This is a genomic window from Pseudomonas sp. GW823-FHT01D03 (assembly GCF_058798255.1).
The window spans coordinates 2,578,675-2,604,406 of record NZ_JBXAKK010000001.1; the positions used below are offsets into that span (position 1 = coordinate 2,578,675).

The 25,732-nt window shown below is 60.2% G+C and carries 22 protein-coding genes; 9 read left to right on the plus strand and 13 right to left on the minus strand.

The window, feature by feature from the left end:
* Window positions 1–46 precede the first annotated feature (46 nt).
* Genes AC1RBR_RS11375 through AC1RBR_RS11385 form a run of 3 tightly spaced genes read right to left on the minus strand, consistent with a single transcriptional unit; the run spans window position 47 to window position 2,577 of the window.
* Entirely contained in the window at window positions 47–664 is a 618-nt protein-coding gene (locus AC1RBR_RS11375) for a DNA-3-methyladenine glycosylase family protein (protein ID WP_492564396.1), read from the minus strand.
* Window position 665: 1 nt separating this feature from the next.
* A complete protein-coding gene (locus AC1RBR_RS11380; protein WP_492564398.1) occupies window positions 666–1,463 on the minus strand; it encodes an isocitrate lyase/PEP mutase family protein in 798 nt (265 codons plus the stop codon).
* 31 nt (window positions 1,464–1,494) lie between these two features.
* A complete protein-coding gene (locus AC1RBR_RS11385) occupies window positions 1,495–2,577 on the minus strand; it encodes a bifunctional transcriptional activator/DNA repair enzyme AdaA (protein WP_492564399.1) in 1,083 nt (360 codons plus the stop codon).
* Between the two features lie 107 nt (window positions 2,578–2,684).
* On the opposite strand from AC1RBR_RS11385, the gene AC1RBR_RS11390 reads away from it, so the two are divergent.
* A complete protein-coding gene (locus tag AC1RBR_RS11390) occupies window positions 2,685–3,098 on the plus strand; it encodes a VOC family protein (protein WP_492564401.1) in 414 nt (137 codons plus the stop codon).
* Window positions 3,099–3,101: 3 nt separating this feature from the next.
* On the opposite strand, the gene AC1RBR_RS11395 is transcribed toward AC1RBR_RS11390, so the two are convergent.
* On the minus strand, window positions 3,102–3,722 hold the full coding sequence (locus AC1RBR_RS11395) for a LysE family translocator (protein ID WP_492564403.1): 621 nt from the start codon (window positions 3,720–3,722) through the stop codon (window positions 3,102–3,104).
* Between the two features lie 273 nt (window positions 3,723–3,995).
* On the opposite strand from AC1RBR_RS11395, the gene AC1RBR_RS11400 reads away from it, so the two are divergent.
* Window positions 3,996–4,610, plus strand: a complete 615-nt coding sequence (locus tag AC1RBR_RS11400) for a biliverdin-producing heme oxygenase (protein ID WP_492564404.1) — start codon at window positions 3,996–3,998, stop codon at window positions 4,608–4,610.
* A complete protein-coding gene (locus AC1RBR_RS11405; RefSeq protein WP_492564406.1) occupies window positions 4,607–6,853 on the plus strand; it encodes an ATP-binding protein in 2,247 nt (748 codons plus the stop codon). The genes AC1RBR_RS11400 and AC1RBR_RS11405 overlap by 4 nt, the downstream gene beginning before the upstream one ends.
* A gap of 42 nt (window positions 6,854–6,895) precedes the next feature.
* Here the strand turns inward: AC1RBR_RS11405 and AC1RBR_RS11410 are convergent, their stop codons facing one another.
* Window positions 6,896–10,579, minus strand: a complete 3,684-nt coding sequence (locus tag AC1RBR_RS11410) for a hypothetical protein (protein WP_492564407.1) — start codon at window positions 10,577–10,579, stop codon at window positions 6,896–6,898.
* 223 nt (window positions 10,580–10,802) lie between these two features.
* Here AC1RBR_RS11410 and AC1RBR_RS11415 point away from each other — a divergent pair, with 223 nt between their 5' ends.
* A complete protein-coding gene (locus tag AC1RBR_RS11415; RefSeq protein ID WP_492564408.1) occupies window positions 10,803–11,390 on the plus strand; it encodes a LysE family translocator in 588 nt (195 codons plus the stop codon).
* A gap of 14 nt (window positions 11,391–11,404) precedes the next feature.
* On the opposite strand, the gene AC1RBR_RS11420 is transcribed toward AC1RBR_RS11415, so the two are convergent.
* From AC1RBR_RS11420 to AC1RBR_RS11430, 3 genes are all read right to left on the minus strand, one after another.
* Window positions 11,405–12,238 (minus strand): helix-turn-helix transcriptional regulator, encoded by an 834-nt coding sequence (locus AC1RBR_RS11420; protein ID WP_492564410.1) that lies wholly within the window; start codon window positions 12,236–12,238, stop codon window positions 11,405–11,407.
* Between the two features lie 35 nt (window positions 12,239–12,273).
* Window positions 12,274–12,777: a VOC family protein gene (locus AC1RBR_RS11425; RefSeq protein ID WP_492564411.1), complete on the minus strand. Its 504-nt coding sequence runs from the start codon at window positions 12,775–12,777 to the stop codon at window positions 12,274–12,276.
* Between the two features lie 191 nt (window positions 12,778–12,968).
* Window positions 12,969–13,643, minus strand: coding sequence for a class I SAM-dependent methyltransferase (locus tag AC1RBR_RS11430; protein WP_492564413.1), 675 nt, complete (start codon window positions 13,641–13,643; stop codon window positions 12,969–12,971).
* A gap of 92 nt (window positions 13,644–13,735) precedes the next feature.
* Between AC1RBR_RS11430 and AC1RBR_RS11435 the strand changes: the two genes are divergently transcribed.
* Window positions 13,736–14,128, plus strand: a complete 393-nt coding sequence (locus tag AC1RBR_RS11435; protein ID WP_492564415.1) for a GFA family protein — start codon at window positions 13,736–13,738, stop codon at window positions 14,126–14,128.
* A gap of 671 nt (window positions 14,129–14,799) precedes the next feature.
* On the opposite strand, the gene AC1RBR_RS11440 is transcribed toward AC1RBR_RS11435, so the two are convergent.
* Window positions 14,800–15,630: an alpha/beta fold hydrolase gene (locus tag AC1RBR_RS11440; RefSeq protein WP_492564417.1), complete on the minus strand. Its 831-nt coding sequence runs from the start codon at window positions 15,628–15,630 to the stop codon at window positions 14,800–14,802.
* A 251-nt stretch (window positions 15,631–15,881) separates the two neighbouring features.
* Between AC1RBR_RS11440 and AC1RBR_RS11445 the strand changes: the two genes are divergently transcribed.
* The 4 genes from AC1RBR_RS11445 to AC1RBR_RS11460 are packed head-to-tail and all read left to right on the plus strand — an operon-like array spanning window position 15,882 to window position 20,126.
* Window positions 15,882–16,337 carry a (2Fe-2S)-binding protein gene (locus tag AC1RBR_RS11445; protein ID WP_003224136.1) on the plus strand — a complete coding sequence of 152 codons (456 nt, stop codon included), beginning with the start codon at window positions 15,882–15,884 and terminating at the stop codon, window positions 16,335–16,337.
* Window positions 16,338–16,357: 20 nt separating this feature from the next.
* Window positions 16,358–18,520: a xanthine dehydrogenase family protein molybdopterin-binding subunit gene (locus tag AC1RBR_RS11450; protein ID WP_492564418.1), complete on the plus strand. Its 2,163-nt coding sequence runs from the start codon at window positions 16,358–16,360 to the stop codon at window positions 18,518–18,520.
* Window position 18,521: 1 nt separating this feature from the next.
* The gene (locus tag AC1RBR_RS11455) at window positions 18,522–19,100 is read left to right on the plus strand and encodes a hypothetical protein (RefSeq protein ID WP_095139631.1); all 579 of its coding nucleotides are present in this window, start codon (window positions 18,522–18,524) and stop codon (window positions 19,098–19,100) included.
* A 60-nt stretch (window positions 19,101–19,160) separates the two neighbouring features.
* Entirely contained in the window at window positions 19,161–20,126 is a 966-nt protein-coding gene (locus AC1RBR_RS11460) for a sensor domain-containing diguanylate cyclase (RefSeq protein WP_095139630.1), read from the plus strand.
* A 1,085-nt stretch (window positions 20,127–21,211) separates the two neighbouring features.
* Here the strand turns inward: AC1RBR_RS11460 and fabI are convergent.
* Genes fabI through AC1RBR_RS11480 form a run of 4 tightly spaced genes read right to left on the minus strand, consistent with a single transcriptional unit; the run spans window position 21,212 to window position 25,732 of the window.
* The gene (gene fabI, locus AC1RBR_RS11465) at window positions 21,212–22,006 is read right to left on the minus strand and encodes an enoyl-ACP reductase FabI (RefSeq protein ID WP_003202751.1); all 795 of its coding nucleotides are present in this window, start codon (window positions 22,004–22,006) and stop codon (window positions 21,212–21,214) included.
* A gap of 19 nt (window positions 22,007–22,025) precedes the next feature.
* Window positions 22,026–23,636, minus strand: a complete 1,611-nt coding sequence (locus AC1RBR_RS11470; RefSeq protein WP_166497918.1) for an ABC transporter ATP-binding protein — start codon at window positions 23,634–23,636, stop codon at window positions 22,026–22,028.
* Between the two features lies 1 nt (window position 23,637).
* Window positions 23,638–24,657 (minus strand): ABC transporter permease, encoded by a 1,020-nt coding sequence (locus AC1RBR_RS11475; RefSeq protein ID WP_064587187.1) that lies wholly within the window; start codon window positions 24,655–24,657, stop codon window positions 23,638–23,640.
* A 1-nt stretch (window position 24,658) separates the two neighbouring features.
* A complete protein-coding gene (locus AC1RBR_RS11480) occupies window positions 24,659–25,732 on the minus strand; it encodes a microcin C ABC transporter permease YejB (protein ID WP_095139628.1) in 1,074 nt (357 codons plus the stop codon).

Here is a 25,732-nt window from a genome sequence, read left to right on the forward strand (position 1 = left end):
TTCAAAATGTGGGAGCGGGCTTGCTCGCGAAGAACGATAACGCGCTCTAGACCTTGGCAACGCGCCACAGGTACCAAGCTGCCACCGTCCGATACGGACTCCACGCCAGGCCAATCTCGATCATCTGCCTGCGCGTCGGCTGTACCTCCAGCCCCTTCAAGCGCCGATAGCCCTCGCGCACGCCAAAATCATCCGCCGGCAGAATATCCATGCGCTCGAGGCTGTAGATCAGCAGCATCTCCACGGTCCAGCGGCCAACCCCGCGCAGGCTGACCAGGCGTTCGATCAGCGCTTCATCGTCCATCGCCAGCGCGGTAGAGTAATCCGGCACCACGCCGTCCAGCGTTGCCCGGGCGATGCCCTGAATGGTCGCAATCTTGCCCGCCGAAAAACCGCAGCCGCGCAGTTGATCGAAGTCACTCGCGAGAATCTGTTCCGGCCGGGGAAACGTCTGCCCCGGAAACAGCGCCACCAGACGCCCGACAATTGCATCCCCGGCCTTGGCGTGCAGTTGCTGATAGGCAATCGCCCGCACCAGCGATTCGTAAGGGTCACGCGCCGGGTGCGGTTGATGCAGGCAGGGGCCGACGGCTGCAACGTGGCGCTGCCAGTCCTCGTCGAGCGTGGCCAGAAACTCGCTGGCCGCCTGATAACGATCCGGCATGCTATTTCAGCAGCCCGTTGACTTCGCCGTAGGTCAGCGCCTTCAGGTCGTGGGTGTCGAGCTTGCCGCTGGCGAGGAAGCTTTTCACCAGCGAGCCCATCGCGCCGTAGAGGAACTCGGCGATCCCGGACCCGGCGCTCAAGCGCCGCACGCCCAAAGCTTGCAGCTCGGTCGGCGAGGGCAGGCAGGCGAAGCCGAGCACGTTCACCGGCAGTGACGTGCCCTTGCAGATTGCCTCGATTTCATAAGCGGCGGTCACGCCAGCGGCAAACAAGCCATCGGCCCCCGCCACCTGATACAACGTCGAACGGCGCAGGGTTTCGGCGACGCGATCCTCGGCCGGTACCAGGCCCTTGAGGTAGACGTCAGTGCGTGCGTTGATGAACAGCTTCACACCACGCTTCTGAGCGATCTGCCGTGCTACTTCGATCTTGCGCGCCAACAGCTCCGGGGCGCCGCTGCCGTCCTCGATATTGATCCCGACCGCACCGGCGGCGAGCACCGCATCGACCACTTCGGCCACACGGCCAAGGTCATCGGAATAACCCGCCTCGATGTCCACGCTCAGCGGCACCTGGATCACCCGCGTGATGGATTCCACGGTTGAAATCAGCCGTTCGAGGGGCAGGGTGTTGCCGTCTGGATAGCCATGCGCCCAAGCGACTGCCGCGCTGCTGGTGGCGACCGCTTGCCCACCCGCGTGCTCGACCAGCCGCGCGCCGGTGGCGTCGGCGACGTTGGTCAGGATCAGCAGACCTTCCTGGTGTAACTGGTGAAACCGAGTGTCGAGCGCGTTCATCGAAATCCCTTCTTGTGAGTGCTGCAAAGCGTCAGAAAGCCAATGGTTGCGTGAGCTGCACCGCAGCGTTTTCCAGCCTCAGCAGAAACGCCTTGCGCGGCTGTCCACCACCATAGCCGGTCAACGAACCATCCGCACCGATCACCCGATGGCACGGAACCACGATCGACAGCCGATTGTGCCCATTGGCCAAGCCTACCGCGCGACTGGCGCCGGGTTTGCCCAGGCGTGTGGCGATGGCGCCGTAGGTGCTGGTCTGGCCATAGGGAATTTGCAGCAGTTGCTCCCAGACTTGCCGGTCGAACCCGCTGCCGGGCAGATGCAGCGGGACCCTGAATGCACTGCGCGTCCCGGCAAAATATTCGTTGAGTTGTTCTTCGATCTGCCGCAAATGCGCGTTGTGTCCCGGTGCGACCACGTAGCCATGACGGGTTTGCAGCTCTTCGACTTCGCGGGTCAGCGCCGGGCGATCGAGAAACTCCAGCAACACCAGTCCGCGACGTTCGGCCATGGCGATCATCGGCCCCAGCGGCGTGGTCAGGCGGGTGAACAGCAGCGGTTCACTGTTCGCCGCGCGGCCCGGGGTGATGTGGAACGACTTCTGGAATGCATCGCGAAAACCGCTGAGCGATTCGTAGCCGGAATCGAACGCCGCATGGTCAATCGAGGTGCCTTGGCGGATGCCGCCCAGCGCCATGCCGAGTCGACGGGTGCGCAGCCACGCATGGAAGGTCATGCCGAAATGCTGCTTGAACCAGCGCCGCAGCTTCAGCGGTTCGATGCCTTCGGCCAGCAACTGGGCGTCGCTCCAGCGCATTTCCGGGTCGGCATCGACGGCGGTCAGCAGGCGCTGCACCCAGTCGGGGGCGATGGCTGCGGCGTCCAGCGGTTTGCAGCGCAGGCAGGCGCGATAACCGGCGCTCAAGCACTCATCGGCGTGGGCGAAGAATTCGACATTTTCCGGTTTCGGCTTGCGCGCCGTGCAACTGGGGCGGCAGAAGATCCCGGTGGTTTTCACGGCCGTGAAGAACACCCCCTCGTAGGCGGTGTCGCGCTCGAGCATGGCGCGAACCATCTCGGCGTGGGGCGGCAGCAGTGCGGTTTGTATGTTCATGGGCAGAGCTTAAATCCAGGATTTCGATGGCTCCACCGAAAAATCGACAGTGAATTTTTTCGATTCTGCACCACAATCAGCGGATCGCCGATTCGCTGGAGCCAACCATGCCGCCGTTCATCATTCAACACATCGATCACATCGTTCTGCGTGTCGCCGATCTGCAACGCAGTATTGATTTCTACCGCCAGGTCTTCGGCGCCGAGGTGGTCAGGCACAACGAACCATTGGGTCTGGTGCACCTGCGCGCCGGCACCTCGATGATCGACCTCGTCGACTTGCAAGGCGAACTTGGCAAAAAGGGTGGCGGGGCGGCCGGTACCGAGCGGCGTAACGTCGATCACTTCTGCCTGCGCATCGAGCCGTTCGATGAACCGGCGCTGACCGAGCACTTGCAGGCGCACGGTCTGACCGTGGAAAAAGCCGCCCGACGCTTCGGCGCCGAGGGCTACGGCATGTCGTTGTATTGCTTCGACCCGGACGGCAATCAGGTCGAACTCAAAGGCCCGTCCGAGGCCTAGGCATCACGCGCGTTTCGCCAGCAACAACACCGAAGCCGCCGCCGACAACAGCCCTGCGCAGCATCGGTTGAAGAACCGTTTGCCGCGCGGCTCGGCGAACCAGCGGCGCATGTGCAGGCCCATCCAGGCATAGGCGCCGATGGCAATCCATTCCAGCAGCAGAAACAGCGCGCCGAGCACGGCGAATTGCGCCGGCACCGGGCGGCTCGGATCAACGAATTGCGGCAGAAACGCGGTGAACAGGAGGATTGCTTTCGGATTGCCCGCCGCCACCAGAAACTCCTGCCGCGCCAGCCGCCAGAACCCCACCGACGCTCCGGCCATCTGCTGCTCGGCCTCGGGATTGGCCCGCCACAGTTGCCAGGCCAGGTACAGCAGGTACGCCGCGCCGATGATCTTGATCGTATGGAACAGCCATTCCGAGTTCTGCAAAACCACCGACAATCCGGCACCCGCGAGGGCGATCATTGCGGCGAACGCGATAATCCGTCCGATGCCGGCGGCGCAGGCCCGACGATAGCCGTAGCGGGTGGCATTACTGACCGACAGCAGGTTGTTCGGGCCGGGGGCCATGTTCAGGGCGAAACAGGCCGGGAGAAACAGCGAGAGCGTGGCGAGATCCATGGGCTTGGGCTCCGGAAACGATGGTGCTTTTTTATCACAGGCTGCGGGCGCCTTGACCCGTACAGTCACGCAGTGCTGTCGCGGTACAGCATCAGCAGTCCGTCCATCGAGTCGAACTTTTCCGGTTGGCCGAAACTCTCAAAGGTCTGAAGGCGATGGTTTCGTCAGAAAAAACTGTGTGCCAAGTCAGAAAAAAGGCGTTTGCGTGTAATATCCGTCCCACGTTGCAAACACCCTGCCGGCCCCGAAGCGGCCCCACCAAGAGCGATCTACATGCAAGCAAAGGCCCGTGAAGTTTATGTGCCACCGGTGCTGCAAGATCTGCGAGCCGGCACTGCCGAACTGCACATCGCACTGGAAAAACGTCTTCCTTTTTTCTCCGATACCCTCGATTCCAAGGCTTTTTTGCGGCTGATGCAGGCCTACTACGGCTTTTATCGGCCGATGGAAAGCGCATTGCTCGACAGTGGCGTGATCCCGGTCGATTTCGATCTTGCGCCACGTCTCAAGGCGCCGACCCTGTTCAATGATCTGAGGGCCCAGGGCCTGTCGGTCGAGGCTATCGCCCGTTTGCCGCTGTGTCAGGCGCTGCCCGTGATCGACTCCAGCGCTGCCTGCCTGGGGGTGATGTACGTGCTGGAAGGGGCAACCCTCGGCGGGCAGATCCTGCGTCGCGAAATCGCCTCGCGGTTGAGCCTGAACGCCGATAACGGTGCGGCCTTCCTCGATATTTATGGCGCCGCCACCGGCCGCCGCTGGCGCGATTTCATTGAATACCTGGGCAGTCGATCGCTGGATGCGAGCGAACGTGAAGCCGTGGTTGCGGCGGCCCGAACCACATTCAGTTGTTTCGAGCGCTGGCTCGAGAGCCGGGAGGTACTGGCATGAACCCGCAAGACCAAGAAGCCTTTGAAGAACTGCTGGCCAACTGCGCCGACGAGCCGATCCGCTTTCCCGGCGCGATCCAGCCTCATGGCCTGTTGCTGACCCTGAGCGAGCCGGCGCTGGAAATCATTCAGATCAGCGCCAACGTCGAGACCCTGCTGGCACGCCCGGCGCAGGAACTGATCGGCCAGCCGCTGCACCAATTGCTGGGTGAGACGCATGCGGCGGCCGTGCGTGAGGCGTTGCAACAACCGGTATTTGCCGATGCCGGACCGCTGCACTTTCGCCTCAACGGCACCGCGTTCGAAGGGTTGCTGCACCGTCATCAAGGCGTGTTGATTCTGGAACTGGAAATCCACGTCGAAAATTTCCAGCCGCGTAACGTCGCCGGCAACCAGACCCATCTGGGGCGCATGCTTCAGCGACTGCAAGCGGCAACTTCGCTGCAGGCGCTGTACGACATCAGCGTCAAGGAAATCCAGGCGATGACCGGTTACGACCGGGTGCTGATCTACCGCTTCGAGGAGGAGGGCCACGGTCAGGTGATCGCCGAGGCGTCCGATCCGTCGATGGAAGTGTTCAACGGCCTGTTTTTCCCGGCCTCGGACATCCCCGAGCAGGCGCGCGAGCTGTACCGCACCAACTGGCTGCGAATCATCCCGAATGCCGATTACCAGCCGGTGCCGCTGGTGCCCAAGCTGCGCCCGGACACTCAGACCCCACTGGACCTGAGTTTCGCCACCCTGCGCAGCGTTTCGCCGATTCACTGCCAGTACATGAAGAACATGGGCGTGCTGTCGTCGATGAGCATTTCGCTGCTCAAGGGCGACAAACTCTGGGGCCTGATCAGCTGCGGCAACCGCCAGCCGTTGCATGTGCCGCATGAACTGCGCAGCGCCTGCCAGACCATCGGTCAGGTGCTGTCGCTGCAGATCAGCGCGATGGAGGCGCTGGAGATCAGCCGCCAGCGCGAAGAGAAAGTCGAGGCGCTGGCGCTGCTCAATCAGGCGATGATCGACTCCCCGCAAAATGTCTTCGATGGTCTGGCGCAGCAGCCGCAAGTGCTGATGGCGCTGGCCGGGGCCGGGGGCATTGCGATCATCGAAGACAAGCAGTTGCACCGTTATGGCAACTGCCCGGAGCCGGAAGACATTCGCGCCCTGCACAAGTGGTTGCAGGAAACCGGTGAGCCGGTGTTCGCCAGCCATCATCTGGCGAGCGTTTATCCGCCAGCCGCGCAGTTTCAGCAAGTGGCCAGCGGCGTGCTTGCCATGAGCCTGCCCAAACCGGTGGACAACGGGGTGATGTGGTTCCGTCCCGAGGTCAAGGAAAACATCAACTGGAGCGGCGACCCGCGCAAGCCGCTGGATCTGGAAAACTCCGACGCCGGCCTGCGTCTGCGCCCGCGTACTTCGTTCGAAATCTGGAAAGTCGAGATGGCCGGGATCTCCACCAAATGGAGTCACGGTGATCTGTTTGCGGCCAATGACTTGCGCCGTTCGGCACTGGAAAACGACCTGGCGCGTCAGGTACGCCGCGAGCAGGAGGCAGTGCGCGCCCGTGATGAATTGGTAGCGGTGGTTTCCCACGACCTGCGCAACCCGATGACGGTGATTTCCATGCTCTGCGGCATGATGCAGAAGACCTTCAGTTCCGACGGCCCGCACACCTCGCGGCGCATCTCCACGGCCATCGACACCATGCAGCAGGCAGCCGGGCGGATGAACACGCTGCTCGAAGACTTGCTCGACACCTCGAAGATCGACGCCGGGCGTTACACCATCGCCCCGCAGACCCTGGATGTCGGGCAGATGTTCGAGGAGACCCAGTCGCTGCTCGGGCCACTGGCGATGGACAAGGACATCAGCATCTCGTTCCAGGCCGATCCCGACCTGAAAATCCATGCCGACCCGGAGCGCCTGTTTCAGGTGCTGTCGAACCTGATCGGCAACGCGATCAAGTTCACCCCGCGCAAAGGCTCGGTGGGCGTGTTGGCGAAGTTTGACGGCAAGGAAATCGTGTTCACCGTGCGCGATACCGGCGAAGGCATTCCCAAGGAAAACCTGGCGCGGGTGTTTGACCGCTACTGGACGGTGAAGGAGGGCAACCCGACCGGAACCGGACTTGGCTTGTACATCACGCAGGGAATTGTTGAAGCCCACGGCGGGCGGATCGAGGCCAGCAGTGAGCCGGGTGAGGGCACTGAGTTTCGGTTTACCGTGCCGGCGATGCTCTCCGGGGAATGAAGAAATCCGTGCCACGTTAAACGGGGCACGGATTTTGGGTGGTTAGCCCAGATCGCTCAACGACATGAACACGTGTTTCGGCATCGGTACAAATCGATTGTTGCGCAGTTGGCTGATCGCATACACCGCGCTGGCGGTACGACCATTGCCGTCGCCGAAGCCTTGAAAACCGGCGATGGCCGCCAGCAAGTGTTTGTCGACATGCTCATGGGCGGCATCGAGCGTCTTCAGATGTTGTTCCAGCGAAGCATAACCGCTGATGCTGCCACCATATTTTGTTGGCTGTCCTACCTCGCGCACAGACTCCGCCAGTTTAGGCACCAGTCGAGCGTGGATCTCTTTGACCACGTTCGCATCGGTGAGCGATTTATTGTTGCTCGTATACTCGCGCAGGATCGCGACAATGTGCTCCAGTTCGTTGTCGGAGGACGAACCCTTGACCATCCAGGCTCCGGCTCTCTGTATATTGTCGGTGAAACCCTGCGGGTTGAACGCCGTTTCGGGCATCACGTCGCTGTAGGGTGGCTTGCCCAGATCCAGCTTCAAGACGCTTTGCTGATGATTCTTCAGATAGATGACTTTCCTGGATTCAAGCTCGGCCATTGATCCAAGTATTTCCGAATAGTCACCAGCTTTTGTCGTGAACTTTGTGCCGTTGAACCGGGGGCCTCTGCTTTTGGTGAAGCTGATCAGTACGTCGTTCGCCGCGGCATGACCTATTAACGATTCCAGTTGCTGGAATCCCTTTGAGGACTGAGTCGCTTCCCTCGTTGCAGCGTTGAACAGATGCTGCAGTTCTGTCGCATTGCCGCCCTTGGGGATGGAAACAACGTCCTGGCTCAGGCGTGTGACGAGCTGTTCGACTGTTTCGAGTGCATCATCCTTGAACAATGCCCGGGCATGCGCCAGCGTCGGCAACGTCATGCGAATCTCCGCTGCAACCCCGGTCTTGCTCAGGGCCTTGACCAGGTCGTACGAGCCGCTGCTGGTACTGCTCAGCGCTCGAAGTTGTCCGGCTCCGGCCCGGATGACGGTATGGCCGAAATGGCTGAGTTTCATCACGCCTTTGCCGACCAGTCTGGCACCACCGTAAACCAGCTTCGGAACGCCATCGAGCGGATTGAACACCGACAGCGCAACGCTTGCGCCGACCTTGCTCAGGCTTAACAGTCTTGTACTGCTGCCCAGCGCCTTGCTGAACGGCCCCAGCGCTCCGGCAAAGACGAAGAGGATCGCGGTAAGGTCCATCACACAGCTGAATATGGCACCGCTACGGAGATCCGGGTCACTGGAGGACAGGCCTCTGATGCACTGGCGGAACGGGATGACGATGTCGAGAATGGTTTCGGTGACGTTGTCCCAGTCATCATGTTTTTTCTCCAGGGCAGGTCTGTCGTAACTGATTGCATAAAACTGATCGTAATGGGTCGGGGGATTATGTTCGGCAATGATTTCGCCGATCTTGTTGAAACGTTCCGAGTTGAAACTGTGCATAGGGCTACGCGTAAGGGGTAGCGCGTCGTCAGGTTCATCGAATTCGGCAAAGCGTTCGAGAATGATGCCCGGCCTGTCTCGCAGCTCCTCGCTCAAGGGGGGCTGGCCTTCGAAGTAGGCGGTTTTCTTGATTCGCGCATGAAGATACGTCAGCGACTTGAAGTCTTTGTCGCCGTTCGGTCCCTCGGTAAACCATCCGATCTCATCGAGTGTCTGGCCGCGGATGTAGGCTTCAGCAAGAGCCGGATTATTGCGGCAAATGCCTTGCAGGGGGAATATTTCAAAACAGTAGAACTGCAATCCATACTTGCAAAACAGTATGTTGCCGAAGCGCGCTATTTTACGTGGATCAAACGGCACAAAGCTGCTGTTTATCGGGGTTTGTATGGAGAAGTCCCGAACGCTGAATATGGCCACCTTGCCAAATTCAAGTGCCATCCGTTCTTCCAGTGACAATCGTGAAAGTGTCAGGCGCACAGTGGTATTGATGGCCGTTTTGTATTGCTTGAAGTGTTCTTTTACTTTTGCCTTGTAAATGTCGTTGATTGGCTCGAGTGTCAGCAGATCCGGATACGCCTTGTAGATACTTGTGCCGGATTGCCTGTCATAGCCCTTTTTGAACAGCAAGTTGCGGGTCATATAAACATCAAGTACGGAATGATAATTGCGTTTGTATCCGTATTCGACCGGCAACGCTATTTGCATCATCGGGTCGCAACCAACGTCGTACAGCTCGGCCTTCGCCAGCTTGCGCCGGCTGACCGGTGGGGTGGCAATCGTTGTCAGTGCGGCGTTGATCGCCTCGATGTGGGCGTTGTATTGGGTGGCTGCTTGCTTGAACAGCTCCTGGGTTGGCAGGTCATTGGCATTCTCAGGTTCCAGGCCATTCAGCATCGACCAGTCCATGATGCCTTGCAGGTTCGCCCAGTCATGCAGGGTCTGCTGTTGCGCACTGGTGGGCAAGATCGCGCCCAATTCAAGCAGCTTGTCATAGGACATCTGACTGGACAGGCCAGGCGCGATGCTCTCGGCCAGACTTACCGATTTGCGCAAAATTACCCAGCCTGGCGTGCCGATCTGTAGCGTCGTGGGTGTCCTGACCAGGAATTCGGGCGCAAGTCCGGCGAGGATCAGTTCCAGCGTCATGGGAACTGCATATTCCTTGATACGTCGGCGTCCGAGTGCCTGTTCCAGTGCCAGGTTGACCTCATGGGAGGTAGCCTGCACGTAACCTGGGTTATAGATATTTTGCTCGATGAAATTCTGGTTCTTGTCATCGCGACCCAACGACAAATCCAGCATGACCGCTGCGACCAGCAGGCGACTGCGCTGCGCTGTGCTCAGCACAGTCGCATTGGCCATGGACGGTCCATTCAACGCTTCAAGGCAGGACTGGACGAAAGCTCTGGCTTCTTCGGTCTCGATCAGCAATGCCCAGGCGCGACGCGGGTATTCACGCAGGGCTGTCGGCGTCTCTTTCTTGAGCAGTGCGCCCGCCAGATAATTGATCAGCGGTTCCGCGCGCGGCTCGCCCTTGTCCATCAACTTATGGATGACCTGGTAGATAGCCGATTGCTGATCTTCGTCGATGCACAGCTCTGTTGCGCCGGTTTCGCTCGATATCCCCCAGTAGTTGCCATGCGTCGGTGGCAGCGGCAACGTCAGTTCGAGCCAGGCAATCAGGTTTTGCAACTGGTCTGCGGTCTCGGGCAGGTTCAGTTGCTGGAACTGCAGCCAGTTGAGCAAGGGCAGACGGTCGCTTGAAGACACGATGCCACCTGTCATGACTGCACTGCTGGCCAGCAGTTGCAGGTCGGCTTTCAACGAATCAATCTCGTGGACCTGCTGGGTGATATCAATGCGCTCGATAAACGTCCCGACAGTTGTTTCGATTTCATGGACTTGAAAGATTTCGCCCTTTTTATTGACCAGTGTCCAGTTGTCATCATTGATTTCCAACGTATCGACGATTGCAACGAATTGTGGCTGACGTACCAGTTGGCGCAGGACGATGTGTGCCGAAAAATGCGCTTGATTGAATAGACTTCCCTCAAGAGTCGATATGCACAGTTGTTTATTATTAACACGGTTGGTGAGGTAGGCATAGTTGTCGCTGGTCTTGGCCTTTTCCCACTTTTCGAGCATGGCTCTGATTGTCTGCGCAATAGCACGTCGCTCAAGTTCCTCACTTGATAGAGGTGCCGGGGTAAAAAGATTGGTTAAAGTCGTCATTGGGTGTCAGTCCATCCATGGCTATATAGGTGGGTCAATAAACGGGTATAGCGAAGTTTTGTTTTCGCATGGCGACTATATCGGCGCAGTCAGGGTTTGTTCTGCAGTATTGGTTTCAATGTATGTTTCCTGTCGGTCGATACGAGGGCAATTTTGTTCAATACAGGAGGCTATGCCTTAGTTAGCCTGAGTCTCTTTGTCCCCAATCTGCGGCAGGTGCTTAATGAGTCTGATTGTGTCGATGGCGACGTTTGCGCTGGTGGCGTCCATAACCCCTGGGCCGGTGAATATAGTGGCGCTGAGTTCCGGTGCGCAGTTCGGCTTTCGGGCCAGTCAGCGGCACGTGGCGGGAGCGACGCTGGGGTTTGTGTTGTTGCTGGTACTGATGGGCCTGGGCCTGCATGAAGTCCTGAAACTGTGGCCATTCCTGACCCGGGTCGTGCAATTGGCCGGGGTGGCGTTTCTGTTGTTCATGGCCTGGAAACTGGCTGCCGATGACGGCCAGTTGCACGCCGACGAGGCGGGGCGGGCGCCGTCGATGTTGTACGGCGCGGTGATGCAATGGCTCAACCCGAAAGCCTGGCTGGCGTGTGTGGCAGGGATGGGCGCGTTTGTCGCCGATGGCGAGGCGCGGCTGGTCTGGCAGTTCGCCGCGGTGTATCTGGTGATCTGTTATCTGTCGGTCGGTTGCTGGGTCTATGCCGGGACGTTTCTGCGTGGGTATCTGGGCAATCCGAAGGGGATGCGCTTGTTCAACCGGTTGATGGCCTTGTTGCTGGCGGCGAGCGCGGGTTATCTGCTGTTGCCGTGAGCCCGGCGCCAGGATCAGCCGCGATATTGGCCGGGTGTCGCCGCCAGATGCTGTTTGAACGCCCGTTGAAAATGCGCCTGATCGGCAAACCCTGCTTCCAGTGCGACATCGGCAATCAACTGGCCGCTACGCAGGCGTTCGCGGGCGAACTGGATGCGCTGATTGATCACAAACGCATGCGGCGTCATGCCGTAATGCTGCTTGAACGCTCGGATCAGATACGACGGTGACAACTGCGCCGCCGTGCAGATTTCCTCCAGGCTGAGCAGGTCAGTGCAGTGTTCGCGGATGAAGTCGGCGGCGCGTTCGAGTTTGCAATTCGGTTCGCGCAGCGCCGGTTCAACCGGGTTCAGGCGCCACTGCAGATCGCTGAAAAACTCTACCGCTGCGCTGTGTTTGCGCAGTATGTCCTGCTGCTCATCGACCAGTGTGGCGTAAAGCCCTTGCAGGTCACGAAACAGTCGCGGGTCATCCAGATGAGTAGTGGAAAACCGCCGAAACTCAAGCTCCGCACTGAACCCCAGTTGATGCTGCAGATCCGTCAGCCACGGCGTCTCCACATACAACATCAGGTACGACCACGGCTGATCATCGATCGGATTGCAGGCATGCACGTCTCCTGGATTCATCAGCACCACCGTTCCGTCGGCGACTTCGAACCGCGATTGCTCATGCACATAAATGCTGCGCCCCGCCGTGATCGCGCCGATCGAAAAATGCGCATGGGAATGGCGCGAGTAGCAGACCTCACGGCCATCGGCGATGGCCCGCGCTTCGATGAAGGGCAGGGCATCGTCGCGCCAGAAGCGTGGGGCTTTTTCAGGATTTTTGGCGGCAGCGTGTTTCATCGTTATGGTTCCCGGCAGGCCAGAACCGCAGTGTATTAGCTCTGGCCGGCAAAGGCCCGCTCCAGTTCGGCGATGTCGAGTTTTTTCATCTTGAGCATGGCCTGCATCGCCCGTTGCGACTTGCTGGTGTCGGGATCCAGCATCATGTGAATGAACGCCACCGGCACGATCTGCCACGACACCCCGAACTTGTCCTTGAGCCAGCCGCATTGCTGGGCCTCGACCGGGCCGCCGGCCGACAGGTTGCCCCAGAAGTGATCGACCTCTTCCTGATTCTGGCAATTGACCTGAAACGAAATGGCTTCACTGAACTTGAACATCGGCCCGCCGTTGAGGCCGGTGAAGGTCTGGCCGTCGAGTTCGAAACTGACAGTCATTACCGCGCCTTCCGGCTTGCCGTGAAATTCCTGGCCGACCTTGCTGTAGTGGGTCAGGCCGGTGATTTTCGAGTGATCGAAGATCGAGCAGTAGAACTTCGCCGCCGCTTCGGCCTGATCGTCGAACCACAGGCACGGCGTGAGTTTTTGAAAGCGTTGCATGGCAGTCATCCTCGGCAGGTTAGACACGCAGGATTTACAGCGTAGTCAGTCCTTGGTCGAAGGGCGGTGCCGTAGATCGACAAGTGCGTCGCTTGCTCACAAACCCTGTAGGAGTGAGCCTGCTCGCGATGGCGTAGGGTCAGGCAACGCCTATGCAAGCTGCGACGACGCCATCGCGAGCAGGCTCACTCCTACAAGGAGCGCCGCTCGGCAATCATCAACAGCGACTGTGGCACCGGGCTTTGCGGATGCTGCGGCTCCTGCAAGCCGAGAATGTGAAACCCGGCCATGTCCAGCGCGTTGCACCAGCTCGACAGCGTGCGGAAATACCACGGCATCGGCTGCCACTGGCCTTTGAACCCGGCAAAGGATTCTTCTCGCCAGCCGTCCTGATAATCGCCGGCCGCTACGGCCCACGGATGCAGGGTCTGAATGATCATGGCGCCGCCGGGAACCAGTAACTCATGCATTGCGGCGAGCAATGGAATGATGTCCTGATGCAGCAGCGAGAAGTTGGCGCAGATCAAATCGTAATCACGACCGATGTCGACTTCGGCCTCGACCAGCGTCTGGTAACTGGCGACATGCACATTGGCTGAACCGACCGCGCGTGCCGCCTCGATCAACGTCGCATCGCCATCGACGCCTGCTACATCGATACCGCGATCCGCCAGCGCCCGCAACAACCAGCCTTCGCCGCAACCCAGATCCAGCACGCGTCCCGGTTGGCGGCCCATGATCGCCAGCAGGATCGCCTGATCGGTGACCTGCTGACGGCTTTCGATGGCACCGCTGCGGATCACTTCGATCCAGGCATCAGCGTTGGCGTGCCAGCTCTGTAACAAGATGGATTCGGGGGAGGGCATGGCGCTGTCTCCGGCAAAGGCAGAATGTGGGCGTTGGCTTGTACGACTGCTATGGTCAAAGGCTGAACAGAGTCTGGCAGAGGATAGACACCATGAGCCCATTAACTGGCGGCTGCCTGTGCGGCGATGTGCGTTTCGAAGCATCAGGCGAACCTTACCGCGTCGGGATCTGCCACTGTCTCGATTGCCGCAAACACCACGGCGCGTTGTTTCATGCCTCGGCGATATTTCCCGAGAATGCGCTGACCGTCAGTGGCAAGACCGGCGAGTATCAAGGGCGGGTGTTCTGTCCGCGCTGTGGGTCGCCGGTACTGGCACGTTCGGGGGATGAAATTGAAGTCAATGTCGGCTCGCTGGACGCGCCGAACCAGTTCAAGCCGACTTATGAGCTGTGGACTATCCGTCGCGAAGCCTGGTTACCGGCGCTGCCATTGGCCCACCACTACGAACGTGATCGCGAAGGCACGGGGCGCACCGAGGAATAGCAAAAAGTCCGGGCAATACCGAGTCCCCTGGTGGGAGCGGGCTTGCTCGCGAAAGCGGTGGTTCAGCCAACTCGATATCGACAGGCCGATTGCCTTCGCGAGCAAGCCCGCTCCCACAGGATTTGTGTTGGATGGATAGAAGTGTGCACGCCACCGACTATGGTGGGAGCGGGCTTGCTCGCGAAAGCGGTGGTTCAGCCAACCCGATGTCGACAGACCGATTGCCTTCGCGAGCAAGCCCGCTCCCATAGGATTTGTGTTGGATAGATAGAAGTGTGTACACCACCGACCTTGGTGGGAGTTGGCTTGCTCGCGAAAGCGGTGGTTCAGCCAACCCGATATCGACAGACCGATTGCCTTCGCGAGCAAGCCCGCTCCCACAGGATTTGTGTTGGATGGATAGAAGTGTGCACGCCACCGACTATGGTGGGAGCGGGCTTGCTCGCGAAAGCGGTGGTTCAGCCAACTCCATATCGACAGGCCGATTGCCTTCGCGAGCAAGCCCGCTCCCACAGGATTTGTGTTGGATAGATAGAAGTGTGTACACCACCGACCTTGGTGGGAGCGGGCTTGCTCGCGAAAGCGGTTGTTCAGTCAACCTGATATCGACAGACAGAAAGCCTTCGCGAGCATGCCCGTTCCTACAGGGGAGTCAGCTGACTTCGGTTATCTCAACCGCGAATAAACGCCAGCAGATCCGCATTGATCGTCTCCGCCTCAGTCGTCGGCATCCCGTGCGGAAACCCCGGATACGACTTCAACGTGCCATTTGGCAGCAGTTTCGCCGACAAAGGCCCAGAGTTTGCGTACGGCACGATCTGATCATCCTCGCCGTGCATCACCAGCACCGGCACGGTGACCTTCTTCAGGTCTTCAGTGAAATCGGTCTGCGAGAACGCGACGATCCCGTCGTAATGCGCCTTGGCCCCGCCGATCATGCCCTGACGCCACCAGTTGCTGATGATCCCTTCCGAAGGCGTGGCCCCCGGGCGGTTGTAACCGTAGAACGGGCCAGTGGGAATGTCGCGGTAGAACTGCGCACGATTGGCCGCCAGTTGCGCCTGAAAATCGTCGAACACCGATTTCGGCAAACCACCCGGATTGCTCTCGGTCTTGACCATCAACGGTGGCACCGCGCTGATCAACACGCCTTTGGCGACGTTGTCCTGACCATGCCGGGCGATGTAGTGGATGACCTCGCCGCCGCCGGTGGAGTGGCCGACATGCACCACGTTCTTCAACCCCAGGTGCTGAACTACCGCCAGCACATCGTCGGCGTAATGGTCCATGTCGTGGCCGTCCCAGACCTGGCTCGACCGTCCGTGCCCGCGACGGTCATGGGCAATCACCCGAAAGCCCTGGGCCAGAAAGAACAGCATCTGCGCATCCCAGTCATCCGAGCTGAGCGGCCAGCCGTGGTGGAAGTGGATCACCGGGGCGTCCTTCGGCCCCCAGTCCTTGTAGAAAATATCGACGCCGTCTTTGGTGGTGACAAATCCCATGTTCGCGACTCCTGACCAAGGTGATGGGTTACCGCGCTCGTCGCAGAACGGTCGTGAGGGTTCGGATGAGCGCCGTTATCAGCCAGAGGATTAAAGTCGACATTTTGGCGTTGAGGCATGACCGGTGGTCGCCACGTCTGGCTTCACGCGCAAATTAGGCTTTGCTGAAAGGGATAAGCCAAGGCGCGCACAGGCTTTGCTGGCCGTAGCGACGCCCCTTCAGAACACCGTGAGTCTGAGGACAATCCCCGATGCTGACCTTGAATATCAATGGCAAGGATCAGGAACTCGATGTGCCGGCCGACATGCCGTTGCTCTGGGTCCTGCGAGATGTGGCGCACCTGACTGGTACCAAATTCGGCTGTGGCATGGCCCAGTGTGGCGCCTGCACCGTACACGTCGATGGCGCGCCGCTGCGTGCTTGTATCACGCCCGCCACCGCCGTGGCCCACGGCCAGAAAATCCTCACCATAGAAGGACTGTCCACCGACGGCTCGCACCCGGTGCAGCAGGCCTGGGCCGAACTCGACGTGGTGCAGTGTGGTTACTGCCAGTCCGGGCAGATCATGTCTGCCGCCGCGCTGCTGGCGAAAATCCCCAAGCCCACCGACAGCGATATCGATCAGGCGCTCTCCGGCAATATTTGCCGCTGCGGCACCTATCCGCGAATCCGCGCGGCGGTCAAGCGCGCGTCCGAAATCGGCTGATGCATGTTGGGAGAAGGCTGATGAACAGTCCTGTATCGCGTCGCGGATTTCTCAAGGGCAGTGCCGTGTTGGGTGGCGGTCTGGTGGTGGCATTTGCCGTCCCCGCTGCCCATCGTTTTGCTCTGGCAGCGGAGAATGAAGGCAAGGTCTTCGCGCCGAATGCATTTTTGCGCATTGGTGCCGACAACAGCGTGACGGTGTTGCTCGGGCACTCGGAAATGGGCCAGGGCATCTGGACCGGTCTGACCATGCTGATCGCCGAAGAGCTGGACGCCGACTGGTCGAAGATCCGCGTCGAACACTCGCCGGCCTCGGCCGCCAACTACGGCATGCCCGCATTCGGCGGGATGCAGATTACCGGCGGCTCGACCTCGACCTGGATGGAATTCGACCGTTACCGGCTCGCCGGGGCCACGGCGCGGCAGATGCTGGTGGAAGCGGCGGCCAAGCGCTTTAACGTCGCTGCGTCGACGATTCGCACCGAGTCGGGCGTAGTGATCGCCGGCGATAAACGCGCGACGTACGGCGAACTGGCGGACGCCGCCGGGCAACTGCCAGTGCCGGATCCGAAGTCGATCACCTTCAAGGAGGCCAAGGACTGGAAGGTCATCGGCAAACCAACCAAACGCCTCGATACCCCGGAGAAAATCACCGGCCGCGCCAGGTTCGGCATGGACGTGCAGTTCGAGGGCTTGATGACCGCGATGGTTGCCCGTGCACCGGTGTTCGGCGCCACGGTCAAATCCTTCGAGGGCGCCGAGGCACTGGCGGTGCCCGGTGTGCACAAAGTGGTACAGGTGCCGACCGGTGTGGCGGTGATTGCCGACCATTACTGGGCGGCGAAACTTGGTCGCGATGCGCTGAAGGTCGATTGGGATCTCGGGCCGCACGCTGACCTGAGCAGCCAGGGCCTGCTCGACAGTTTCCGCAAACTGGCGGCGGCACCGGGCACTTCCGCCAGCCAGGCTGGGGATGCGCAGGGCAACTTCGACAAGGCGGCGAAGAAAATCGATGTCGAATACAGCGTGCCGTATCTGGCGCACGCACCGATGGAACCGCTGAACTGTACGGTGAAGATCAGCGCGCAAAAGTGCGAGATCTGGACCGGCACGCAATTCCAGACCCTGGACCAGATGGTCGCCGGCAAGATCACCGGGCTCAAACCGGAGCAGGTGGAGATTCACACCGAGTTTCTCGGTGGCGGTTTCGGGCGCCGGGCCAATCCGACCTCGGACTTCGTCGCCGAAGCGGTGCAAGTGGCGAAAGCCGCCGGGATGCCGGTGAAAACCGTGTGGTCGCGCGAGGATGACATTCGCGGCGGTTATTACCGCTCGATGTTCCTGCATCAGGCGCGCATCGGCCTCGACGGGCAGGGCATGCCGCTGAGCTGGCAGCATGTGCTGGTCGGCCAGTCGATCATGGCCGGCACCATGCTCGAACAGACCATGGTCAAGAACGGCATCGATTCGACTTCGGTCGAAGGCGTGGCCGACAGCCCGTATATCAAGGGCCTGGCCCATCAGCAGGTCGAGCTGCATTCGCCGCAGACCGGGATCAATGTGCTGTGGCTGCGTTCGGTGGGGCACAGCCACACCGCGTTCGTCATGGAGTCGCTGATCGATGAGATGGCCACGGCTGCGGGCAAGGACCCGGTCGAATATCGACGCACCTTGCTCAAGGACCATGCGCGGCATCTCGGCGTGCTGAATCTGGCGGTGGAGAAGGCCAACTGGAAAGCGCCATTGCCGGACGGACATGCGTTGGGTGTGGCGGTGCACGAGTCGTTCGGCAGTTATGTGGCGCAGGTGGCCGAGGTCTCTCAGGACAATCTGGCGATCCGCGTGCACCGCGTGGTGTGTGCGGTGGACTGCGGGATCGCGGTCAACCCGCAGAGCATCGCGGCGCAGATGGAATCGTGCATCACTTTTGGCCTGGGCATGGCGCTGCACAGCAAGCTGACGGTCAAGGACGGCGCGGTGGTGCAGTCCAATTATCACGATTACCAGGTGCTGCGGCTCAACGAGATGCCGCTGGTCGAAGTGCATATCGTGCCCAGCAGCGACAAGCCCGGCGGCATCGGCGAGGCCGGGGTTCCGCCCACCGCGCCGGCGGTGGCCAACGCGGTGTATGCGCTGACCGGGCAACGCTTGCGTGAACTGCCGCTGCAACTGTCGGGGGTGTGAGATGAAACGACATCTGCTGTTGGGCACGATGATGTTGCTGGGGCTGGGCGGCTACGCCTCGGACCTGTTTGCCGATGATCAGGAGGCGCTCAAGGCGTTCGGCACGGTGCAGAAAGTGTTCCAGAGCCCGCGCTGCCAGAACTGCCACATTCCCGGTGATTCGCCGCTGCAATTCGATGCCGGCATTCCACACGCGATGAATGTGGTGCGGGGCATGGACGGCAAGGGCGCTGCCGGTTTGCCTTGCGCCACCTGCCATGGCGAGAGCAATCCGCCTGAAAGTTATGGCGCGCATGCACCTCCGGGAGCGCCGCACTGGAGCTTGCCGCCGGCGGCGCACAAGATGGCCTGGATCGGCCTGCCACCGGACAAGTTGTGCGCGATGATCAAGGACCGTTCGAGCAACGGCGACCGTGATTTTGCCGCACTGATCAAACATGTCAGCGACGACAAACTGGTGTTGTGGGGCTGGAATCCCGGGGCAGGGCGCGCACCGGTGCCGGTGCCGCATGACATTTTTGTGGCCCAGTTCAAGCTTTGGGCCGATGCCGGTGGGCCGTGCCCGGTAGCCGGGAGTTGACGATGTGACCCTGCGCAAAATCAGGCTACTCTACGGCCACTGACCTCGATGGAGTGCGTGATGCTGGCCCCGAGTAAACCCGCCAATGAAGCTGTGCGAATCCAGGCGTTGCACGCACTGAACGTCCTGGATTCTGCGCCCGAAGAACGCTTCGACCGATTAACCCGTCTGGCCAAACGCCTGTTCAACGTGCCGATTGCGCTGGTCACCCTGGTGGACAAGGATCGGCAATGGTTCAAGTCGTGCGTCGGCCTCGACGTCAACGAAACCCCGCGTGATGTGTCGTTCTGTGGGCACGCGATTCTTCAGGACGAATTGCTGCTGGTGCCCGATGCCAAGCAGGACAAACGCTTTCATGACAATCCGCTGGTCACCGGTGAGCCAAAGATTCGTTTCTACGCGGGCTACCCGCTGACCGTGCCCAACGGCAACAAAATGGGCACGTTGTGTCTGATCGACACCAAGCCGCGCGAACTCGACGACGAGGAGCGTGCCCTGTTGCGCGATCTGGCCGGTATGGCCGAGCAGGAGTTGATGGCGGTGCAGATGGCGAACATGGACGAGCTGACGCTGCTGTCCAACCGCCGTGGCTTCAAGGCCCTCGCTCAGCATGCGCTGGATGCCTGCAAGCACCGGGACAAACCGGCGACACTGCTGTTTTTCGACCTCAATGACTTCAAACACATCAATGATCACTACGGCCATGCCGAAGGCGACAGTGCGCTGAAGACCTTCGCCGATGTGCTGCGCATTGCCTTTCGCGAGAGCGACGTGATCGGGCGCCTGGGTGGCGATGAGTTCGTGGCGCTGCTGACCGGCTCCTGTCACGTCGAAACCACGGCGATCATGGCCCGGCTCAAGGAGATCCTCGACGAGCGCAACGCCACGTTGCAGCGCGGTTATGACATCCGCTTCAGCGTCGGCCAGATTGCCTACGATCCGCAGCGCCACGACAGCGTCGATCGGCTGCTGGCGGATGCCGACGAGGCGATGTATGCGCACAAGCAGGCATTGAAGCGGCGCTGATTCGGGCCTCATCGCTGGCAAGCCAGCTCCCACAGATTTAGCGGCTGCCCACGAAATCCAGGCACATCGCAGAACCTTGTAGGAGTGAGCCTGCTCGCGAAAGCGTCCGGTCAGGCTATATCCATGTTGAATGTGCCGGCCTCTTCGTGAGCAAGCCCACTCCCACAGATTTAGCGGCTGCCCACAAAATCCAGGTACACCGCAGAACCCTGTGGGAGCGGGCTTGCTCGCGAAAGCGTCCGCTCAGGCGATATCCATGTCGAATGTGCCGGCCTCTTCGTGAGCAAGCTCACTCCCACAGGTTTATCGGCTGCTCACAAAATCCAGGTACACCGCAGAACCCTGTGGGAGCGGGCTTGCTCGCGAAAGCGTCCGGTCAGGCGATATCCATGTTGAATGTGCCAGCCTCTTCGTGAGCAAGCCCACTCCCACAGGTTTATCGGCTGCCCACAAAATCCAGATACACCGCAAAACAGTGTGGAAGCGAGCTTGCTCGCGAAAGCGTATGCTCAGGCAATATCCATGTTGAATGTGCCGGCCTCTTCGTGAGCAAGCCCACTCCCACAGGTTTGTCGGCTGCCCACAAAATTCAGGCATATCGTAAAAACATTGTGGGAGCGGGCTTGCTCGCGAAAACGTCCGGTCAGGCGATATCCATGTCGAATGTGCCGGCCTCTTCGTGAGCAAGCCCACTCCCACAGGTTTATCGGGTGCTCACAAAATCCAGGTACACCGCAGAACCCTGTGGGAGCGGGCTTGCTCGCGAAAGCGTCCGCTCAGGCGATATCCATGTCGAATGTGCCGGCCTCTTCGTGAGCAAGCCCACTCCCACAGGTTTGTCGGCTGCCCACAAAATTCAGGCATATCGTAAAAACATTGTGGGAGCGGGCTTGCTCGCGAAAGCGTCCGGTCAGGCTATATCCATGTCGAATGTGCCAGCCTCTTCGTGAGCAAGCTCACTCCCACAGGTTTATCCGCTGTTCACGAAATTCAGGCTCACTCCTACAGGGGGATTTGGGTTGTTGAAGACATTGCAGGCACAAAAAAACCCGCCGATTGGCGGGTTTTTTATCGGCTATCGAAGATTACTCTTCGATGTTGCCCATGGCGGTGGTGTTGAAGCCGCCGTCCACGTACATGATTTCACCGCTGATGCCCGACGCCAGGTCGGAGCACAGGAAGGCGCCGGCGTTGCCGACTTCTTCGATGGTGACGTTGCGGCGCAGTGGGGTTTGCGCTTCGTTGGCGGCCAGCATCTTGCGGAAGTTCTTGATGCCGGAGGCTGCCAGGGTACGGATCGGACCAGCCGATACGCAGTTGACGCGGGTGCCGTCCGGGCCCAGGGAGCCGGCCAGGTAACGTACGCCAGCTTCCAGCGAAGCTTTGGCCATGCCCATCACGTTGTAGTTCGGCATGGTGCGCTCGGCGCCCAGGTACGACAGAGTCAGCAGGCTGCCGTTGCGGCCTTTCATCATTTCGCGGCCAGCCTTGGCCAGGGCCACGAAGCTGTAGGCGCTGATGTCGTGAGCGATGCGGAAACCTTCACGGGTGGTGGCTTCGGTGAAGTCGCCGTCCAGTTGGTCGCCCGGGGCGAAGCCGACGGAGTGCACGATGCAGTCCAGGCCGTCCCACTTCTTGCTCAGTTCTTCGAAGACCTTGGCGATTTCTTCATCGCTGGCCACGTCGCACGGGAAGCACAGCTCAGGGCTCGAACCCCAGCCTTGAGCGAATTCCTCAACACGACCTTTCAGTTTGTCGTTCTGATAAGTGAAGGCAAGCTCAGCGCCCTCGCGATGCATGGCGGCAGCGATGCCGGATGCGATGGACAGCTTGCTGGCGACACCGACGATCAGTACGCGCTTACCGGCGAGAAAACCCATGTGTTGCTCCTCTTTCAGGTTATTGCGCAGTGGCTGGTGCCAAAAAAGCGGCTTCCAGCAACTGCTGTGTATACGGATGTTTGGGGGCGGCAAAAATATCTTGCGCAGCTCCCTGTTCGACCACTTGGCCATGCTTGACCACCATCAGCTGGTGGCTCAGCGCTTTGACGACAGCCAGGTCATGGCTGATGAACAAATACGTCAGGTTGTACTTGGCTTGCAGTGAACGCAACAGCTCCACCACTTGCCGCTGCACCGTGCGGTCGAGCGCGGAAGTCGGCTCGTCCAGCAGGATCAGCGCCGGTTTCAGCACCAAAGCCCGGGCAATGGCGATACGTTGCCGTTGCCCACCGGAAAATTCGTGGGGGTAGCGGTGCCGGGTTTCCGGGTCCAGACCTACCTCCTTCAATGCCGCAATAATCGCCGCTTCCTGCTCGGCCGCGGTGCCCATCTTGTGAATCCGCAGGCCTTCGCCAACGATGTCGCTCACGCACATCCGCGGGCTCAGGCTGCCGAAAGGGTCCTGAAACACCACCTGCATCTCCCGACGCAACGGGCGAATCTCGTTCTGCGTCAGGCAGTCTAGCTGCTTGCCCTCAAAGCGAATGGCGCCTTTGCTGCCGATCAGCCGCAAAATCGCCAGACCCAGCGTGGATTTGCCGGAACCGCTTTCCCCCACGATCCCCAGGGTCTGACCCTGAGGCAGGCTGAAATTGATGCCGTCCACTGCCTTGACGTAATCCACCGTGCGCTTGAGCAGGCCTTTCTTGATCGGGAACCAGACTTTTAGGTTCTCGACTTCGAGCAACGGCGCCCCGATTTTATTGGTCGCCGGGCCCCCGCTGGGCTCCGCACCGAGCAATTCCCGAGTGTACGGATGCTGCGGCGAACGGAACAGCTCTGCGCACGATGCCTGTTCGACGATGCAACCGCGCTGCATGACACATACGCGATGCGCAATTCTTCGCACCAGGTTCAAATCGTGACTGATCAGTAGCAGCGACATGCCCAATCGAGCCTGAAGTTCCTTGAGCAAATCGAGGATTTTCAGCTGAACGGTCACGTCCAGTGCGGTGGTCGGCTCGTCGGCGATCAGCAACTCCGGCTCGTTGGCCAACGCCATGGCGATCATCACGCGCTGGCGCTGGCCGCCGGACAATTCGTGGGGCAAGGCCTTGAGGCGCTTGTGCGGCTCGGGGATGCCGACCATCTCCAGCAGCTCCAGGGTGCGTCTGGTCGCGACTTTGCCGCTCAGGCCCTTGTGGATGCCGAGGATCTCGTTGATCTGTTTTTCAATCGAGTGCAGCGGGTTGAGCGAGGTCATCGGCTCCTGAAAGATCATCGCGATGCGGTTGCCACGGATGTGGCGGATGGTCTTTTCGCTCAGGTCCAGCAGATTCTGCCCGGCATAGTTGATGCTGCCGGCCGGATGGCGGGCCAGCGGGTAGGGCAGCAGGCGCAGGATCGAGTGCGCGGTCACCGATTTGCCCGAGCCGGATTCGCCAACCAGCGCCAGGGTTTCGCCGCGTTTGATGTCGAAGCTCACGCCTTCGACCACCCGGTGCCGCCGCTCGTTGAGGCCGAACTCGACGGCGAGGTCGCGCACTTCGATCAGATTGTCCTGATTCATTTCACTTCCTCGGGTCGAAGGCATCGCGAGCGGACTCGCCGATAAACACCAGCAAACTCAACATCAACGCCAGCACGGCAAACGCGCTCATGCCCAGCCACGGTGCCTGCAGGTTGGATTTGCCCTGAGCGACCAGCTCACCCAGCGACGGGCTGCCTGCGGGCAGGCCGAAGCCGAGGAAATCCAGCGCAGTCAGGGTACCGATGGCGCCGGTGAGGATGAACGGCATGAAGGTCATGGTCGAGACCATCGCGTTGGGCAGGATGTGGCGGAACATGATTGCGCCGTTCTGCATGCCCAGCGCCCGCGCGGCGCGCACGTATTCGAGGTTACGGCCACGCAGGAATTCGGCGCGCACCACGTCGACCAGGCTCATCCACGAAAACAGCAGCATGATCCCCAGCAGCCACCAGAAATTCGGCTGGACGAAACTGGCAAGAATGATCAGCAGGTACAGCACCGGTAGCCCCGACCAGATCTCCAGAAAACGCTGCCCGGCCAGATCGACCCAGCCGCCATAGAAGCCCTGCAGCGCGCCGGCAATCACGCCGATGATCGAACTCAACACGGTCAGGGTCAGGGCAAACAGCACCGAAATGCGGAAGCCGTAGATCACCCGTGCCAGCACATCGCGGCCCTGATCGTCGGTGCCCAGCAGGTTGTCCGCCGAAGGCGGGGCCGGGGCCGGGACTTTCAGGTCGTAGTTGATGCTCTGGTAGCTGTAGGGAATCGGCGCCCACAACACCCACGCATCCTTGGCCTTGAGCAGTTCGCGGATGTACGGGCTCTTGTAGTTGGCTTCCAGCGGGAATTCGCCGCCGAAGGTGGTTTCCGGGTAGCGCTTGATCGCCGGGAAATACCAGTTGTTGTCGTAATGCACCACCAATGGCTTGTCGTTGGCGATCAGCTCGGCACCGAGGCTCAGGCCGAACAGGATCAGAAACAGCCACAGCGACCACCAGCCACGCTTGTTGGCCTTGAACAGTTCGAACCGGCGGCGGTTGAGAGGGGACAGATTCATCTCAATGCTCCCGGCTGGCGAAGTCGATGCGCGGATCGACCAGGGTGTAAGTGAGGTCGCCGATCAGTTTCACCACCAGACCGAGCAGGGTGAAGATGAACAGAGTGCCGAACACCACCGGGTAATCGCGATTGATCGCCGCTTCGAAACTCATCAGGCCCAGACCGTCGAGGGAGAAAATCACTTCCACCAGCAACGAGCCGGTGAAGAAAATGCCGATGAACGCCGACGGGAACCCGGCAATCACCAGCAGCATGGCGTTGCGGAACACGTGGCCGTAGAGCACGCGGTTGCGCGTCAGGCCCTTGGCCTTGGCGGTGACCACGTACTGCTTGTTGATCTCGTCGAGGAAGCTGTTTTTGGTCAGCAGGGTCATGGTCGCGAAGTTGCCGATCACCAGCGCGGTCACCGGCAGCGCCAGGTGCCAGAAGTAGTCGAGAATTTTGCCGCCCAGGCTCAATTCATCAAAGTTGTTCGAGGTCAGGCCGCGCAGCGGGAACCAGTCCAGATAACTGCCGCCGGCAAACACCACGATCAGCAGAATCGCAAAGAGGAACGCCGGAATCGCGTAGCCGATGATGATCGCGGAGCTGGTCCAGACGTCGAAGTGGCTGCCGTGCCGTGTGGCCTTGGCGATCCCCAGCGGGATCGACACCAGGTACATGATCAGCGTGCTCCACAGCCCGAGCGAGATCGACACCGGCATCTTTTCCTTGATCAGGTCGATGACCTTGGCATCGCGGAAGAAGCTGTCGCCGAAATCCAGCTGCGCGTAGTTCTTGACCATGATCCACAGGCGTTCCGGGGCCGATTTGTCGAACCCGTACATGTGCTCGATTTCCTTGATCAGCGCCGGGTCCAGGCCTTGCGCGCCACGATACGCGGAGCCGGCCACCGAGACCTCGGCACCGCCACCGGCGATGCGGCTGGTGGCGCCTTCGAAGCCTTCGAGCTTGGCGATCATCTGTTCCACCGGACCGCCGGGCGCGGCCTGGATGATCACGAAGTTGATCAGCAGAATGCCGAACAGGGTCGGGATGATCAGCAGCAGTCGCCGAAAGATATACGCCAGCAT

Bases quoted from the DNA above. Each gene is read 5' to 3' on its own strand.
- fabI (WP_003202751.1), bottom strand. From the start codon at position 22,006: ATGGGTTTTCTCGCCGGTAAGCGCGTACTGATCGTCGGTGTCGCCAGC.
- AC1RBR_RS11450 (WP_492564418.1), top strand. From the start codon at position 16,358: ATGAACAGTCCTGTATCGCGTCGCGGATTTCTCAAGGGCAGTGCCGTG.
- AC1RBR_RS11480 (WP_095139628.1), bottom strand. From the start codon at position 25,732: ATGCTGGCGTATATCTTTCGGCGACTGCTGCTGATCATCCCGACCCTG.
- AC1RBR_RS11455 (WP_095139631.1), top strand. From the start codon at position 18,522: ATGAAACGACATCTGCTGTTGGGCACGATGATGTTGCTGGGGCTGGGC.
- AC1RBR_RS11460 (WP_095139630.1), top strand. From the start codon at position 19,161: ATGCTGGCCCCGAGTAAACCCGCCAATGAAGCTGTGCGAATCCAGGCG.
- AC1RBR_RS11390 (WP_492564401.1), top strand. From the start codon at position 2,685: ATGCCGCCGTTCATCATTCAACACATCGATCACATCGTTCTGCGTGTC.
- AC1RBR_RS11430 (WP_492564413.1), bottom strand. From the start codon at position 13,643: ATGCCCTCCCCCGAATCCATCTTGTTACAGAGCTGGCACGCCAACGCT.
- AC1RBR_RS11410 (WP_492564407.1), bottom strand. From the start codon at position 10,579: ATGACGACTTTAACCAATCTTTTTACCCCGGCACCTCTATCAAGTGAG.
- AC1RBR_RS11420 (WP_492564410.1), bottom strand. From the start codon at position 12,238: ATGAAACACGCTGCCGCCAAAAATCCTGAAAAAGCCCCACGCTTCTGG.
- AC1RBR_RS11445 (WP_003224136.1), top strand. From the start codon at position 15,882: ATGCTGACCTTGAATATCAATGGCAAGGATCAGGAACTCGATGTGCCG.
- AC1RBR_RS11415 (WP_492564408.1), top strand. From the start codon at position 10,803: ATGAGTCTGATTGTGTCGATGGCGACGTTTGCGCTGGTGGCGTCCATA.
- AC1RBR_RS11395 (WP_492564403.1), bottom strand. From the start codon at position 3,722: ATGGATCTCGCCACGCTCTCGCTGTTTCTCCCGGCCTGTTTCGCCCTG.
- AC1RBR_RS11425 (WP_492564411.1), bottom strand. From the start codon at position 12,777: ATGCAACGCTTTCAAAAACTCACGCCGTGCCTGTGGTTCGACGATCAG.
- AC1RBR_RS11380 (WP_492564398.1), bottom strand. From the start codon at position 1,463: ATGAACGCGCTCGACACTCGGTTTCACCAGTTACACCAGGAAGGTCTG.
- AC1RBR_RS11470 (WP_166497918.1), bottom strand. From the start codon at position 23,636: ATGAATCAGGACAATCTGATCGAAGTGCGCGACCTCGCCGTCGAGTTC.
- AC1RBR_RS11475 (WP_064587187.1), bottom strand. From the start codon at position 24,657: ATGAATCTGTCCCCTCTCAACCGCCGCCGGTTCGAACTGTTCAAGGCC.
- AC1RBR_RS11375 (WP_492564396.1), bottom strand. From the start codon at position 664: ATGCCGGATCGTTATCAGGCGGCCAGCGAGTTTCTGGCCACGCTCGAC.
- AC1RBR_RS11405 (WP_492564406.1), top strand. From the start codon at position 4,607: ATGAACCCGCAAGACCAAGAAGCCTTTGAAGAACTGCTGGCCAACTGC.
- AC1RBR_RS11440 (WP_492564417.1), bottom strand. From the start codon at position 15,630: ATGGGATTTGTCACCACCAAAGACGGCGTCGATATTTTCTACAAGGAC.
- AC1RBR_RS11385 (WP_492564399.1), bottom strand. From the start codon at position 2,577: ATGAACATACAAACCGCACTGCTGCCGCCCCACGCCGAGATGGTTCGC.
- AC1RBR_RS11400 (WP_492564404.1), top strand. From the start codon at position 3,996: ATGCAAGCAAAGGCCCGTGAAGTTTATGTGCCACCGGTGCTGCAAGAT.
- AC1RBR_RS11435 (WP_492564415.1), top strand. From the start codon at position 13,736: ATGAGCCCATTAACTGGCGGCTGCCTGTGCGGCGATGTGCGTTTCGAA.